The organism is Cupriavidus sp. 09_S30, assembly GCF_056930435.1.
Window position 1 is genome coordinate 639,964 of record NZ_JBXOWI010000002.1, and the last position, 15,015, is coordinate 654,978.

Sequence of the window (15,015 nt, forward strand, 5' to 3'; positions counted from 1 at the left end):
TATCGATGGAGAATGCGATGACCGAGACTGTTGTGCTCGTTACTGGCGCTACCGCCGGAATTGGTTACGCCACCGCACTGGCGTTCGGGCGCGAGGGCGCACGCCTGGTCTGCTCCGGCCGCAATAGCGCTGCCGGCGCCAGGTTGATTGCGGAACTCCGGGAGCTTGGCGCCGAAGCCGAGTTCGTGGCGGCTGACGTGAGCGATGAGGAGCAAGTTCGCCAACTTGTCGAGCACACCGTTTCGCACTTTGGTCGGCTCGACATCGCAGTGAACAGTGCCGGCATGGAAGGAACGCCCGGTCCGATCGTTGACCAGACCATTGAAGCCTATACCGCGACGTTCAATGCCAATGTCCTGGGCACGCTGCTCAGCATGAAATACGAGCTGCGCGCGATGCGCGAGCAAAAGCGCGGCGTGATCGTCAATCTTTCATCGACCATGGGAAGTCGGGGCAACGCGCAGAATCCGATCTATGTCGCGAGCAAGCATGCGGTCGAGGGCCTGACCAAGTCCGCCGCGCTGGAGGCAAGCAAGTTCAATGTACGCGTGAATGCAGTGGCGCCGGGTCCCATCGACACAGGAATGCTGGAGCGCATCGCCGGCGGCGCCGAGAAGATTGCGGCCGTCGCCGCCACCATCCCGGTCGGGCGCATCGGCACTTCCGAGGAAGTTGCTGATGCCATTGTCTTCCTGGCCTCCGATCGATCCCGCTACATCACCGGTCAGATCCTGGCCGTCAATGGTGGGAAGACCGCCATGTAAATGAGGGGAAATCTGGCGCAAAATCTGCGCCAGTCGGCGTGAATACTGATTCCGGTCAGGCCGCGTCGCTCACCTCGCGGATCGGGATCACGGCGCGGCCGCCGCAGTTGCGCAACAGGTCTCGCAATTCGTTGATGACCGGGAATACCTCGTGGTTCCAGTCGGCCCCCTGCTTGTCGTGCGCTTCTTGCTCGCGCTCGACGATCCAGCGGTCCTCCTTGAAGATGCGCTCTGTGAACCAGACCAGCAGTGGCCATGCCAGGTCTAGTGCAAAGGGGATGCCGGGCCTGCGGATGGAAAGCAGGCCAAACGTCCGGTTGGTGCGCTGCGCCGCATCCAGCGGCACGTAGACGATCCACAGGTCCATCACTAAGGTGCCGTCGCCAGAGCGGATCTGGAGGGTCTGGTACGGATAGCCGGTGCGCACCGTCATCACGTCCTTGTCGTTCTGGTCACTGCTGTTCTTGCTGGCGCCAAACACCAGCGCCTCGCCCACAGGCTGCTTGCCTTCCAGGCGCGAGAACGTATAGTCCACTTCCACCCAGTCCTCGCCGCGACGCCGACCCTGCGAGCGCGCACGCATCTGCCCCATCTGCCGCCGGTGCAGGAACTGGTGGTTCATGTCCATCAGGTTCTCGTGCATGAATGAGTAGTGGCACTTGACCTCGCGGCCAAAGCGGCGCGTCTTGTAGGCCTTGTCTGCCACCGATGGCAGGTCGGGCAGCGGCCGCTCGTTGGCAAGCGCCACATCGCCGGGAAAGACAAAGATCAGGCCGTGCACCTCGCGGCAGGGATAGGCGCGCACGCCGTTGGGCAGGCGCTCACGCCCGAGGTAGGGCACATCGACGCAGTGGCCGCTGCAGTCATAAGTCCAGCCGTGATAGCCGCAGCGGAGGGACTCGCCTTCCACCACGCCCGCGTGCAGCGGCACCTGCCGGTGCGCACAACGATCTTCCAGTGCGAATATCCTACCGGACTCGGTACGCACCAGCACGATCGGATCGCCGGCAAAGTGCACTCCAAGGGCTTTGCCTCGCCTGACTTCGCTCGACCAGGCTAGTGGGTACCAGTGGTCGGGATGGATGGGTACCCGGCGCAGGTCGCGCAGGGGCGCGCTTGCGGGCGGGTCGATGGCACTGGTATCCGGCAACGGCACTGCATGCATGCGTGACGCCTCCTTGCATAACGGGAGCTTCGACCGTCGCCAGAAGCGGGAGCATCAGCGAACGGGGATCTGGCGCAGTCTACGCGAAGTCTGGCGAGCTCACCGAAATGTTGGGTTGAGTTGGGTATGCCGTAGGATATGTCAGGTTGGATTTCGATTCGTTTACATCTGCCCGGATGTATCCGCCCGGACGTCATCTTGGCGGTATACTTGTCAAGTAACGGTTGAAGGAGTATGGGGGCTTTCAGATGACAGCAATCGTTCTGGCAATGGATGGATCCGATCACAGCCGGCACGCGGCGTCGTGGCTTGCATCGACGACAAGCCTCGCGCAGCCGTTGATCGTGAATGTCGTTCATGTCTCTCCAATATTGGGGCGCAGCGGTTTCAGTGCGGTGGACCTCGAGACGGAGAATCGCGAGGAAGCACGCATCGTATTCGAGTCGGCAAGGCATCTGCTGGACGGGCGCGTCAGCGAATTGCACGAGCATTGGATACGAGGCGATGCTGCGGAGGAAATCGTCCGGTTCGCGCAGGAGCACGATGCCGATCTGATTGTCGTTGGAGCCAGGGGGATGGGTGCCCTCAGGTCGTCGATAGTCGGCTCGGTGGTTTCGAAAATCGTCTCGCAGTCGACCGTACCCGCCCTCATCGTGAGCGGCAAGGATCTGCCTGACGCCTGACGCCTGACCGCTGCCTCGTGCCTCTCGCGCCAGCCGATCGCAGTGGAACGCACAGTGGAACGAACCCGAGCCCACATTCGGGATCGGGATCGATCAGCTCTCCTCCACGGGCTCGGAGACGTTCACATCGTTCAACGAACGGCTGGCCCTGACGATGGCACGGGACAGCCGGGCCACCTCGCTGAGATGTTCGATCATGTCGTTGGCAAGACGGAAACTGACGGCATGTTCTTGGCTGCGCAATTGCAGGGCAGACATGATGTGCTGTCGCGCGATGTCGGCCAGGGCCTCGATTTCAGACTTGGCATTGATGATGCGCGTCACGGCATCCGATTCCGGATGCACGATCGTCTCCACGGCAAGCGTGAAATGCTCAATCACAGCCGTGGCGAATCGCGAAGGTTCATGGCCCCGCAACTTGGCCACGTCCGCACCATGCGCGAGCCGTCGCTGGCTTAGTGCCAGCATGTTGGTGCTGGCAACTTCCCGGATGGAGTCGAGGCAGGTGGCAATACGCGCCAGATTCACCAGTTGCCGACCTTCATCATCGGTATGGACGGCCTCCGAGAGCCGGCCGACATAGGTCAGGATGGACGTGCTCAGGGCATCGGCTGCCTTGTCCCGGTCCGCAAGCGTGGCGAGAGCCTGCGGGCTGCTTTCGACAACAAGTTCGGCGCTACTTTGGAGCAGATCCTGGATCTGCTTTCCGAGCGCGGCCAATTCGAGCTGCGCCCGGGTAATCGCCAGTGCCGGCATTTCAATCAGCGTCTCATCGAGATAACGCGGCACGCCCGGGTCCTGCCAGCCCTTGCGCGATGGTGGGGCAAGCCGTTCGGCGAGTTTGCCGATGGGTCCTGTGAACCAGATCAACACAGCGGTACTGAATACGCTGAACACCGTATGTGCGTTGGCCGCCTGACGCGGCGTTTCGGCCGCCAGGCGGGCGGTACCGGTCAGTTCGGGCGAGGACGGCGAAATCTGGCGAATGAGATCGGCGAACTGCGGAATCACGAAGGCGAGGAACAGCACGCCGAGCAGGTTGAAGAGCAGGTGGACGATGCCGACCTGGGCGGCTTCCGCCGACTTGCCGACCGAGGCGAGCAGGGCTGTGCCACAGGTGCCCACATTGGCGCCCAGGATCAGCGCGATGCCCGATTCCAGTGGGATCAGTCCCTGGCTGCCGAGCGCAATGACGATCGCCAGCGTGGCAGCCGAGCTTTGCACGATGGCCGTAAAGACCGCACCGATCACGATGCCGAGCAATGGATTACGCATCTCCTGCATCGCGGTAATGAACGGCTCGTAATTGCGCAGGGGCCGCGTGGCATTGCCCATGAACTCGATGCCGAGGAACAGAAGTCCGAGGCCGAGCAGGACGCCACCGAGCTCGCGCAGTAATTCGCGTTTGAAGAAACCGTGCAGCAGAAAACCTCCGGCGAGCAGGAATGGCGTAATCGCGGAGATATTGAAGGCGATGATCTGCGCAGTCAGCGTCGAGCCAATATTGGCACCCATGATCATCGGTATCGACTGCTGGAGCGTCATCAGCCCCGCAGACACGAAACCAACCAGCAGTACGGTAGTGATCGTCGAGGAATTCAGCAGCGCCGTGATGCCGGCACCGGCAAGCACGCCGCGGAACCGGTTGGCGGTCAGCGTGCCCAGAAGCGACTGCAGGCGGGAGCCAGCGATGGCCTTGAGTCCCCCGGTCATGAGTTCCAGTCCTAACAGAAACAGGGCCAGGCCGCCGACCAGCAAGCCGACGATTTCGATCAGGTTCAGGTTGGCACCGGGTTGCATGGCAATGGATCACCTCAAGCCAGCGATCGTGCCATTGTACGAGCTTCACCCGGCGCGCCACACCGACGTGGTGTGGTTCTTCCTATCAACCGTGTTCTGAAAGATTTGTTCGGACGATATGAATTTTTTCGACCTCTGGTTCCGGCCGAACGGTGATCCATAGAATAGGCATTCGATGGGTGATAGTTGCCCGGTACCCGTGCGTCAACCTGGAAGCTCGCTCGCAGGAAGGCCGCCACGCGGAATGCCGTTGCAAACGAGATACCGAGGGTAGCTCAGCGCGAGAGCGTACCGCTGGACGACGCGCTGCTCGAGTCCAGGGTCGAGCTACGCCCTGCCTTGGGAAACAGGAGGGAGAATCCAAGCTCAGGTACAGCACGAACTGCCGACAAGCCAATCCCGTCGATCCCGCGATACCTACATGCCCTTGGCCTCAACATGAACGAGCAATCACGTCAGGCTCGAAAGAATGCGCGGTCGCGTCTGGTTTCAACCTTGCGCATTGTTGCATTTTCGCTTGCCGTGCTTGTCTTTGTTCTGCTGGCGCTGCGTACGTACAACGCGCGAACAGAGCCCACGCTCCAACTGTGGCACACCTATGTGCCTGACGAACTTAGCGTCGACCAGATCAATCAGAGCGACTGGGTTAGCTATGTAAAGCACGAGGACGTGCTGTTTCAGCAGGTGAGGCAGCAGGTCAGCGACCGTCTACCGCCTGCGGCACGCATGCCTTCGAATCGCTATTTCGAGGGCAGTCCCATCTATCCTGAGCGCTTTGAGCGCAATTGGAACCGTTCGTATGAAATGCTACCGAACGGCAAACCGGTTGGCGCGGTCGTGCTGCTGCACGGTCTGACTGACTCGCCGTACAGCCTTCGGCACGTCGCGCGACTGTATGTCGAACGCGGCTTCGTCGCGATCGGCATTCGTCTGCCCGGCCATGGCACGGTCCCGGCAGGGCTGTCGCATGTCGATTGGGAAACCTGGATGGCGGCGACCCGGCTTGCTATGCGTGAGGCGCAGTATCGAGCGGGCGCCGGACACCCGGTTCACCTGGTCGGTTTCTCCAACGGCGGAGCGCTTGCAATGAAATATGCGCTCGACAGTCTGGAGGACCCTCTTCTCATTCGCCCGGCACGGGTCATTCTGATCTCGCCCATGATCGGTATTACCCGCTATGCGCGGTTTGTCGGGTTTGCTGCGCTTCCGGCGCTGCTGCCTGCCTTCGAAAAGGCGTCGTGGCTAGGTATCGTTCCGGAATTCAACCCGTTCAAGTACAACTCGTTTCCGGTAAACGGTGCGCGTCAGTCGCATCGGCTCACCGTCGCACTACAGGAGCAGATTGCGCGCCTTGCGCGCGAGGACAAACTGGATGGCCTGCCTCCCGTGCTCACGTTCCAGTCGATTCTCGATTCCACCGTCAGCACGGCGGCGATCATCCGACGGCTATACGCCTTGCTTCCCGACAACGGCAGCGAACTGGTGCTCTTCGACGTGAACCGGCGCACAAAACTCGGGCCGTTGATCGATCCGACATCGTTGCTGCAGCTTACGCGGGTAATGCCCAACCTGCCCGTGGGCTACCGATTGACGACGATAGGCAATACGCCAGACGGACCTGATGACGTGAGCGAGCGTGTCGTAGACGCCGGCGCCAAAGAGGCGCACGCGCACAGGCTGGGTGTCGCCTATCCGCCGCAAGTCCTTTCCCTGTCACACGTTGCACTTCCATTCCCGGTCAATGATGAGCTTTACGGCGTCCAACCCGCTGATGCGGAAAATCCTCGATATGGCATTTCGCTCGGCGCGCTAGTGCCGCGCGGCGAGCGGGGCGTTCTGACGATCAACCTCGATTCCATGTTCAGGATTTCGTCGAACCCATTCTTTCCCTATATGCTTGCCCGCATCGATGAGGCGATTGCCGCGCCGGCTCATGTGGACGCCGGCCAGCCCGGCCGTGTGCGGCGTGCGAAGGCTCCGCCAACCGAGACGTCAGCGGAAGCGGACTCGGAATTCGGAGAGATGGAAAGCAAGGCGCTCGAACGCGAGCAGGATCCCGCGACGGTTCCCTGATCGCACCTGCTGCGCCGCCGCGATTCGTCATGGGAGGGCATGGACCTGGCCTGAACCCGTCTGCAATCCGAATCGTAGCGGGCGTTCGATCAGGATCGTTGCGATAGTCCCGCATCGCCCGCGCGTCGTCGGGCGGAGAAATTGTCGAGCGGTCGATCGATCGGTCGGTCGAGCGCAGCCGTCAAAACGAACCGAACAACGTGGCGAGCACGATTACGGCGACCAGTGCGAGCAACGCACCCAGGATGCCGACCATCACGATGTCGCGATAGCTCTCGCGATGGTTGCAGCCGCATACCGCGAGCAGCGTGACGACCGCTCCGTTATGAGGGAGACTGTCCAGCGTGCCCGACGACATGACGGCCACCCGATGCAGGATCGCAGGATCGATGTGAAGCTGCATGGCCTGATTGAGGTAAGTACTCCCGAGTGCATCGAGCGCGATCGTCATGCCGCCGGAGGCCGAGCCGGTGAGGGCGGCAAGCAGATTCGTGGCCACGGCCAGCGACACGAGTGGCCCGCCGCCGAGGTCCAGCAGCCAGTCGCGCACCAGTGCGAATGCGGGGAGCGCGGCGATCACAGCGCCGTAACCGACGAGGCTGCCCACGCTCAGGACCGGCAGGACGGCCGCGTTCGCGCCGGCATCGGCGCTTTCGCGCAGCGCCGTAAAGCGCGAGTGGTTCAGCACGACGAGCGTCACGATCGCGAGAATCAGTGCCACCGAAACGCCCCACACGCCGCTGACTGCCGCCAGCGTCGTGCTGCCCCAGCGCGCCTCGGCCAGAAAAGGGGCGTCGAGCCGTGGCATCACCACCACGTTCATGAAAAAGTTCGCGGCCACCACGAGCACAAGGGGTGTCACCGCGACGCCGACGGACGGCAGCGCGCTTGCCGCCTTGCCATGGCCGATCTCCGCCGGATCGAAGCCTTGCGAAACCGTGGCGCGTTCGCGCAGCAGCTCATCGTCCTGGGGCGCGCCGGCCGGGCGCTTCGCGAAGCTTTCACCAGCCGCCCGGGCGCGCCGTTCCTGCAGGCCCAGCCACCAGAGCCCGAATGCAATCATCACGATGCTGCCGATGATACCGAGCCCAGGCGCCGCGAATGGCGTCGTGCCGAAGAAGGGCATCGGGATCGCATTCTGGATCGCAGGCGTGCCGGGCAGCGCCGACATGGTGAAGGTGGAAGTGCCGAGGGCTATGGCCGCGGGCATCAGCCGGCGCGGGATGTTGGCCGACTCGAACAACTTTTCCGCCATCGGCACCAGGACGAAAAAGGCGACGAACAGGCTCACGCCACCGTAAGTCACCAGCGCCCCGCAAACGACGGTGGCGAGAATGGCCCGGTGGGGCCCGAAGCGCCGCGTCATGAAATCGGCGATCACCTGCACGGAGCCGCTGTCCTCCATCAGCTTGCCAAACAGGGCGCCAAGCAGGAACAAGGGGAAAAACTGCGCAAGAAACCGCGCCCCCGCACTCATGAAAGTCTGAGTCCAGTGCGCCAGAATGGGTTCGGCGGAGATGGCCGCCGCCAGCATCGCGACGAAGGGTGCCACGAGCAGGACGCTCCAGCCACGGTAGGCGAGCCAAATAAGCAAGGCGAGGCTCACAACCATACCCGCGAGTCCGAGCAATGGCGCCAACGTAGGGAGTGCGGTGGCATTCATCGTCGATCTCCTCCTTGCAAACGATATCAAATTGCCTTTGTCGACTATCCCGGTGCGGCGCAGCTGGCGCCCGCGAAGGTCTCGTGAATCGAGGAGCGCCGAACTCCCTGTGGCGGCAGCCTGCGAGACATTTCAATCGAATACCTGATCGAACTGCGCCACAGTGACACACTGCAAGACCACCTGTGAAGTCTGGTCTTCGTGCGCAGAAGTCATCCTCCACCAAGGCGGCGCTGGATGAGCAATAATTCCCAGACTACGCGCAAAAATCCCAGGCTGTCGACATTGGCGTGTTGTCGGTGGATGACATTCGATGAGTGTTCTTGCAACCTCATGAGTAAGCCGACAGAGAACTAGCTCAGTTTTGCGTCGGCGTGGTGACAGTTTGCGACTCCGCATCTGGTTGATGGGGAGAGTCCCACGGAAGTACCATAGACATGATCGGCATCGCGAGTTTGTCATTTTTCTGTCGCAATTCCTGCATCGCGATAGGGGCGCGCACATGACGGATGGTCAGCAGCAACGCAATTCCGAAAGGTCCCGCGAGAGCGGTCCACTTCGTATCGATCTGGCGCTGCAGGGTGGAGGCTCGCACGGTGCGTTCACCTGGGGCGTACTCGATCGCATTCTCGAGGAGAACTGGCTTGACATCGAGAGCATCACGGGGACCTCGGCAGGGGCGATGAATGCGGTAGTGCTCGCTGATGGATACCTGCAGGGCGGTCGCGGCGGGGCGAAGCGGGCACTTGAGCAATTCTGGCGAAGAGTGAGCGAGGCTGCGCGCTTCAGCGCTCTCCGCCGGACGCCGATCGATGTTCTGATGGGAAAGTGGACGCTCGATCGTTCACCTGCATACCTCTTGTACGATCTGTTCAGCCGGGTGTTCTCCCCATACCAGATCAACCCGATGAATTTCGATCCGCTCCGGCTCATCCTTGAGGAAAGCGTTGACTTCGACCGGTTGAAAGGGGCATCGATCAAGCTCTTTGTCACCGCCACCAACGTCCGGACGGGGTTGCCCCGTGTCTTTCGAAATGCGGAGATTAACGCGGACGTTGTGCTTGCGTCAGCGTGCTTGCCGCTCATTCATCAAGCCATTGAAATCGATGGCGAGGCGTATTGGGACGGCGGATTTTCTGGCAATCCGCTCCTGACACCCATTATTCGCGAGAGCGAGGCACGCGACGTTCTGCTGGTGCAGATCAATCCGGTTGAACGTCCCGGCGTGCCGCGCTCGGCCCATGAGATCTTGAATCGGATGAACGAGATTTCATTCAATTCGAGTCTCAAGAAAGAGTTGCGCGGGGTCGCGATGCTTCAGCGTCTGCTGGCTGAAGAAGGTCATCCTGAGCATGCACTCTGGGCAGAGCAATGGGCAAATACCAGGATCCACCGAATCTCGAGCCCAAAATTGATCGAATTCGGGGCATCGTCGAAGCTGAACGCGGAATATGCATTCCTGAGCGTGTTACGCGACGAGGGGCGAAACAGTGCGGACGCGTTCCTGACCGCCCACGCATGCGACCTTGGTCATCGATCGACCTTTCCGCTGGATAGCCTGCTTGACACGGTGCTTGAACAGACCTGAATGTCTGCCACGCAACAGAGCAGGTGCAATGCTGCTGCGCGCCGACAGCCCGGCGGGGACCGCTCGCTCTGAATCGATCAGTATGTCGAACTCGCCTTCCTCCATGAAGCGGGCGATCTGTTCAGGGTCGGCCATGTTGAAGACGACGCGCACCTTTTCACCTGCGTGACTGGCCACGCGCGCTGCGAGCGGCGCGCCTACGGCGCACATTGCGTTGTCCCCCAAGGCGACGCGGAAGACCCGTTCGTCTTTTACCGGATCGAAAGTGAGTTCCGTTTGCATCGCCGCGCCTAGCGTCTTCAACGCTGAGCGCAACGGCCCGTGCAGGGCCAGCGCGCGCGCAGTTGGGCTCATTCCGCGGCCCTTCTGCAGCGGTACCAGGGGCGGGTCCCCGAACAGATCCCGAAGACGGGCGAGTTGCGCGGAAAGGGCTGGCTGGCTGATGTGCAGGCGCGCTGCCGCCTTTGTCACATTGCATTCGGCAAGCAGGACATCAAGCGATACCAGCAGATTCAGATCGATGCCTACACCGGGCCTTTTCACGTCGATGAGGAGAAGCAGTCGCTTACCCATACGATGTTTATTTCTCTCTATCCCAACTGGATCGGCCAGACACAACCGCGGGTCGTCAAGATCGAGGGCGACTTCCTGAATCTGAGTACGGCGAGCCCGATCTCTTCCGCAGGAAAAATGGTCAACTCGTATCTTCGCTGGAAGCGCGCCCTGGCGAACTGACTGCCGGTCGAAGTCAGCAGGTGCGCCTGAACTGGATTCGTCCATCGGACAGATTTGGCGACCGTGCAAGCTCATCGGGTGACATGTGCCGAAGGGCTTCGGGTCATGCCGGGCGAGCGCCCGGTCCAGTGCAGGAACGCGCGCTGGAACGAGGATTGGTCCTGGAACCCTACAAGCTCAGCAATTTTCTTCAGTGGCAGATTTGTACGGGCGAGGGCGTGGATGGCGACATCCCGCCGGAGTTCGTCTTTGACCTTCTGGAACGTGGTGCCCTCGGCCACGAGCTTGCGGTGCAGTGTCCGCGCGGACATCGACAGCCTCCTGGCCACTTCCTCGATCTGCATCTGCTCTGGCAATGCCGCGTGCAGTTGCTTGCGGATGGCCAGCGTGAGGGCGCCGTGGTGAATCAGCGTCTCGATCAGGCTGCCGGGGGCTCTCTTCAGCAGCTTGGACAACTCACCCACGGTGCGCACGACCGGCTGGGCGCTTTGGTTCGCCGGGAACTGCAGCGCGGCATGTGATTGGTTGAATCGCACGGGCCCTGCAAACAGAGTGCGAAGCTCAAACAGGTGGCGGGGAGGCGGGCAGGGGAAGTCGGCGCTCAGCAGCGGCGGGCGGCGGCCCACCAGCCAGGACATGACGGCATAGATCGTCAGCAGCAGGACTTCGTAGGTGGACTGCCTGCGCTCCACGACCGGCTCGGTCTCGGTGAACACAATGCGGAAGCTCGAAGTCTGCACGACATGCTGGACTGTCATCCCCTGCACCATCGCATTGAGCGCCTTGGAGAGTACCTCGACGGCCTCCACCAAGGTCGAGGTGCTGAGACCGGCCCGACACATGGTCTCCATGGCGCCGTTGGCGAGGTGGCGGCTTGACAGGCCAGCCCCCTCATCGCCCAGGTGTAGCGCCAGCGCACCGTAGAGGCGGGAGAACTGGGGCAGGCTGACGCGCGCTTTCTGCGCGTTCAGCATGTCCGCCTCAAGACCGCCAGCCCAGCCCAGCACTCGCTCTCGCGGAATGCCGGCGCCCTCGGCGGCGGCCACCATGTCGCGCATGTAGCGCATGGGTACTGTCACGGGAATGGTGCTGGGCGAGCGATTCATGTTGTCATTTTATGCTAATGAACTGGCGATTCTTGTGTCCCTAATCACGTCAATTGCCGCCAGAATAAGACGCAAGAGATTCAAGCAATTAGGTAGTTACCCTTGCTTGTAGCTCGGATCGGTGGGGTTGGATTTCCTGGCTGACCGTCTTTGCCAATGATCGATAAAGATGGCAGGAGATGCAAATGTCCAACCCTGGGACGCGGCCGGAAGTGGCCAGCGCTCCCAGGGCCGCGAGCAGAGATGCCGAAGACATCTTGCGCGACTGGGGATTGGCGCCGGAGTCGATCGCCGCCCGCAAAGCGTGCGGGGCCATCGATTGAGCCGATGGGACGGCACCGTCCATCAACAACACAAGATAGGAGACAAGACATGAAGACGACCATGATGCCCGTTGCGCTCAGCACCAATATGCTGCTGGAGCGGGCGGGCCGCTACTTCGGCCACGTGGAGGTGGTGGGGCGCCTGCCCGACAAGTCGATCTACACCCGCACCTACGCCGAGGTCTACCGCCGCGCGCGACAGCTCGCCAAGGCGCTGCGTGAGAAGGCCGGCATCGGCCGTGCGGAGGCGGTGGCGACGATGAGCTGGAACCATGCCTGGCACCTGGAGTGCTACTTCGGCATCCCCGCGGCTGGGGCCGTCCTGCACACGCTAAACCTGCGTCTGTCGCCCGAGGACATTGCCTACATCATGGACGATGCAGGTGACAAGGTGCTGATCATCGACGACGTGCTGCTGCCGGTGTGGGAGCGCGTGCGCCCGCTGTTGCGCTCGCAGCCGCGGGTGATTGTGGTGCCCTACAGCGGTACGCCGGTGCCGGCTGGCATGGACGACTACGAAGCCTTCATCGACGTCGATGCGTCCGACTACGCCTACCCGGAGCATGAAGAGCACGACCCGGTGGGCATTTGCTACACCTCTGGCACCACAGGCAAGCCCAAAGGTGTGGTGTATTCGCACCGATCGATGGTGCTGCACGCAGTCACGGGCTGCATGCCCGACCTGCTGAACCTCTCGGCGCGCGACCGTCTTCTGATCGTGACCCCGATGTTCCATGCGAACGCCTGGGCCACGCCCTACTCCGCGATGATGGTGGGCGCGGGCCAGATCCTGCCCGGCCCGCACATGGGCGGCGAGGACCTGCTGTCACTGATGGAGGAGGGCAGGGCAACGCTAGCGCTTGGCGTGCCCACCATCTGGATGATGATCTATCAGGCGCTGGAGCATGGCGGCCGCAAGTGGAACCTCCCGCATGGCATGCGCATGCTGGTGGCCGGCTCCGCCGTGCCGCTGTCCATGATCGCCAACTTCGAGAAGCACAACCTGAAGGTCCTGCATGGCTGGGGCATGACGGAGACCTCGCCCCTGGGCAGCTTCGCCTTCCTGCAGCCACGGCACGAGGCCCTGCCCGAGGCGGAGCAGCAGGCAGTGCGCGCCATGCAGGGGGTGGCCGTCCCCTTCGTGCAGATGCGCATCGTGAATGAGGATGGTGCCGAGCAGCCGTGGGACGGTGTGTCCGTGGGTGAAGTGCAGGTGCGCGGGCCCTGGGTGACAGGCGGCTACCACGCCACGCCAACGGATCCGGACAAGTTCACCGGCGACGGTTGGCTGCGCACGGGCGATATGGGTACGGTCAACCCGGAGGGCTACATGCGCTTGGTGGACCGCAGCAAGGACATGGTGAAATCCGGCGGCGAGTGGATCAGCTCGGTGGACCTGGAAAACATGGTCATGAGCCATCCCGCGATTGCCGAGGCATCAGTGATCGCGATTCGGCACCCCAAGTGGGACGAGCGCCCGCTGGTGGTGGCCGTGAAGCGTCCTGGCGCCGACATCGATGCCCAGACCCTGCGCAAGTATCTCGCCCCCCGGCTGGCCCGCTTCCAGGTGCCCGACGACTACGAATGGGTGGACGCCATCCCCAAGACGGCCACCGGCAAGTTCCTCAAGGCGAGCCTGCGCGAAATGTTCAAGGACCGCGTGTCCGTGACGCCGCACTGACCTTGTCGATTTCCAGACAGTCGATGTCCAACATAGATACACGAGCCATGACCCAAAAAACCGGTCCCATTCTGCATTGGTACGACGCCGTGGCGAGCAACGACCTGAGCCACATCGAATCACTGCTCGCCGACGACGCCGTCTTCCTGTCCCCCGCCGTGCACACGCCCCAGCAGGGGAAGGCCCTGGTGGCCAAGTACCTGCGCGCCGCGATGGTGGTGCTTAACAAGCCGAGTTTCCGCTACGTGGACGAGTGGTTGGCGCCGCGCAGCGCGGTGCTTGAGTTCGAGGTCGAGCTCGACGGCATCTACCTCAACGGCATCGACCTGATCCGCTGGAACGAGGCGGGACAGATCACGATGTTCAAAGTGATGGTCCGCCCGCTCAAGGGCCTGAGCGCGGTGATTCCGCTGATGGGAGAGCAACTGAAGGAGGCCAGCGCATGAACGCCCGCATGAACGCTCGCATGAACGCCTACACGGACAAGACCGTCTTTGTAGCAGGCGGCACCAGTGGCATCAACCTCGCGATCGCCGAAGCCTTTGGCCTGGAAGGTGCCCGGGTGGCGGTGCTCAGCCGCAGCGCAGACAAGGTGGAATCGGCAGTCGCCGAACTCCGCTCGCTCGGCGCCGATGTACTGGGCTATGCCGCCGACGTGCGCGACGCCGCGGCTGTGGAGGCGGCGCTGGCCGCGACGGCACACGCTTGGGGACCGCTCGACGTGCTGGTCTCCGGGGCTGCAGGGAACTTCCTGGCGCCCGGCGCCGAGTTGTCGCCCAACGGATTCAAGACGGTGGTGGACATTGACCTGCTGGGTACGTTCAACGTGATGCGCATGGCCTGGCCCCATCTGCGCAAGCCTGGCGCCGCCATCCTCAACATCACGGCCGCGCAGAGCTGGCTGCCGATGCCGCAGCAGGTCCACGTCTGCGCCGCCAAGGCCGGCATCGACCAGGTCACGCGCACGCTGGCCGCGGAATGGGGGAGCGCCGGCGTGCGCGTGAACGCCATCGCACCAGGCCCGATCGAAGGCACTGAAGGCATGAAGCGGCTGGCCGCCTCGCGGGCCGCGCACCAAGCCTGGACCAGCTGCGTGCCGCTCAAGCGCTTCGGCACCAAGCAGGACATCCAGCGCGCGGCTCTGTGGCTGTGCTCCGAGGCGGCCAGCTACATCACCGGCGTGGTGCTGCCGGTCGACGGCGGCGTGGCGCTCGGCGGCGGGGCCCCTATTGCCGCGGCCATGCAGGCCTGAGCGGAGTCGGCACTTCCATCGGACATGAACGACAACGATATGGAGACACCGCAAATGGACAGTCAGCTGACCCAGCCCCTGTACAAGGGGCTGGGCATGTACACCGACGCCCGGGTACAGCGCATCTTCGGCGGCGCAAACGAGGTCATGCGCGAAGTCGTGGCCCGGGCCTTGTGAGGAAG

General features: G+C 62.5%; 14 protein-coding genes. 8 read left to right on the forward strand and 6 right to left on the reverse strand.

The annotated features are described in order from the left end of the window. Window positions 1–17: 17 nt before the first annotated feature. Complete coding sequence (locus AC1Z3O_RS23055) at window positions 18–764, forward strand: SDR family NAD(P)-dependent oxidoreductase (protein ID WP_483518193.1); 747 nt, start codon at window positions 18–20, stop codon at window positions 762–764. 55 nt (window positions 765–819) lie between these two features. Here the strand turns inward: AC1Z3O_RS23055 and AC1Z3O_RS23060 are convergent, their stop codons facing one another. Next, a complete protein-coding gene (locus tag AC1Z3O_RS23060; protein ID WP_483518194.1) occupies window positions 820–1,929 on the reverse strand; it encodes a Rieske 2Fe-2S domain-containing protein in 1,110 nt (369 codons plus the stop codon). A gap of 248 nt (window positions 1,930–2,177) precedes the next feature. Here AC1Z3O_RS23060 and AC1Z3O_RS23065 point away from each other — a divergent pair, with 248 nt between their 5' ends. After that, window positions 2,178–2,612, forward strand: coding sequence for a universal stress protein (locus AC1Z3O_RS23065; RefSeq protein WP_483518195.1), 435 nt, complete (start codon window positions 2,178–2,180; stop codon window positions 2,610–2,612). A gap of 93 nt (window positions 2,613–2,705) precedes the next feature. Here AC1Z3O_RS23065 and AC1Z3O_RS23070 read toward each other — a convergent pair whose 3' ends face one another. Next, the gene (locus AC1Z3O_RS23070) at window positions 2,706–4,412 is read right to left on the reverse strand and encodes a Na/Pi cotransporter family protein (RefSeq protein ID WP_483518196.1); all 1,707 of its coding nucleotides are present in this window, start codon (window positions 4,410–4,412) and stop codon (window positions 2,706–2,708) included. A 438-nt stretch (window positions 4,413–4,850) separates the two neighbouring features. Here AC1Z3O_RS23070 and AC1Z3O_RS23075 point away from each other — a divergent pair, with 438 nt between their 5' ends. Beyond that, window positions 4,851–6,485, forward strand: coding sequence for an alpha/beta hydrolase (locus tag AC1Z3O_RS23075; protein ID WP_483518197.1), 1,635 nt, complete (start codon window positions 4,851–4,853; stop codon window positions 6,483–6,485). A 181-nt stretch (window positions 6,486–6,666) separates the two neighbouring features. On the opposite strand, the gene AC1Z3O_RS23080 is transcribed toward AC1Z3O_RS23075, so the two are convergent. Together AC1Z3O_RS23080 and AC1Z3O_RS23085 are read right to left on the reverse strand one after the other, a co-directional pair. Continuing rightward, the gene (locus AC1Z3O_RS23080; protein ID WP_483518198.1) at window positions 6,667–8,148 is read right to left on the reverse strand and encodes a GntP family permease; all 1,482 of its coding nucleotides are present in this window, start codon (window positions 8,146–8,148) and stop codon (window positions 6,667–6,669) included. Between the two features lie 358 nt (window positions 8,149–8,506). Then, window positions 8,507–8,671: a hypothetical protein gene (locus AC1Z3O_RS23085; protein ID WP_483518199.1), complete on the reverse strand. Its 165-nt coding sequence runs from the start codon at window positions 8,669–8,671 to the stop codon at window positions 8,507–8,509. On the opposite strand from AC1Z3O_RS23085, the gene AC1Z3O_RS23090 reads away from it, so the two are divergent. Next, the gene (locus AC1Z3O_RS23090) at window positions 8,651–9,736 is read left to right on the forward strand and encodes a patatin-like phospholipase family protein (protein ID WP_483518200.1); all 1,086 of its coding nucleotides are present in this window, start codon (window positions 8,651–8,653) and stop codon (window positions 9,734–9,736) included. The two genes, AC1Z3O_RS23085 and AC1Z3O_RS23090, sit on opposite strands and share 21 nt — an antisense overlap. Here the strand turns inward: AC1Z3O_RS23090 and AC1Z3O_RS23095 are convergent. Both AC1Z3O_RS23095 and AC1Z3O_RS23100 read right to left on the reverse strand, forming a co-directional pair. Next, the gene (locus tag AC1Z3O_RS23095) at window positions 9,617–10,516 is read right to left on the reverse strand and encodes a LysR family transcriptional regulator (RefSeq protein WP_483518201.1); all 900 of its coding nucleotides are present in this window, start codon (window positions 10,514–10,516) and stop codon (window positions 9,617–9,619) included. The two genes, AC1Z3O_RS23090 and AC1Z3O_RS23095, sit on opposite strands and share 120 nt — an antisense overlap. 26 nt (window positions 10,517–10,542) lie before the next feature. Next, window positions 10,543–11,577 (reverse strand): AraC family transcriptional regulator, encoded by a 1,035-nt coding sequence (locus AC1Z3O_RS23100; RefSeq protein ID WP_483518202.1) that lies wholly within the window; start codon window positions 11,575–11,577, stop codon window positions 10,543–10,545. Between the two features lie 372 nt (window positions 11,578–11,949). On the opposite strand from AC1Z3O_RS23100, the gene AC1Z3O_RS23105 reads away from it, so the two are divergent. Genes AC1Z3O_RS23105 through AC1Z3O_RS23120 form a run of 4 tightly spaced genes read left to right on the forward strand, consistent with a single transcriptional unit; the run spans window position 11,950 to window position 15,010 of the window. Further along, on the forward strand, window positions 11,950–13,581 hold the full coding sequence (locus AC1Z3O_RS23105; RefSeq protein ID WP_483518203.1) for a long-chain fatty acid--CoA ligase: 1,632 nt from the start codon (window positions 11,950–11,952) through the stop codon (window positions 13,579–13,581). A 47-nt stretch (window positions 13,582–13,628) separates the two neighbouring features. After that, window positions 13,629–14,027: a nuclear transport factor 2 family protein gene (locus AC1Z3O_RS23110; protein WP_483518204.1), complete on the forward strand. Its 399-nt coding sequence runs from the start codon at window positions 13,629–13,631 to the stop codon at window positions 14,025–14,027. Continuing rightward, window positions 14,024–14,833: an SDR family oxidoreductase gene (locus AC1Z3O_RS23115; RefSeq protein WP_483518205.1), complete on the forward strand. Its 810-nt coding sequence runs from the start codon at window positions 14,024–14,026 to the stop codon at window positions 14,831–14,833. Before AC1Z3O_RS23110 ends, AC1Z3O_RS23115 begins: the two co-directional genes overlap by 4 nt. 54 nt (window positions 14,834–14,887) lie before the next feature. After that, window positions 14,888–15,010 (forward strand): acyl-CoA dehydrogenase family protein, encoded by a 123-nt coding sequence (locus AC1Z3O_RS23120; RefSeq protein WP_483518206.1) that lies wholly within the window; start codon window positions 14,888–14,890, stop codon window positions 15,008–15,010. Window positions 15,011–15,015 lie beyond the last annotated feature (5 nt).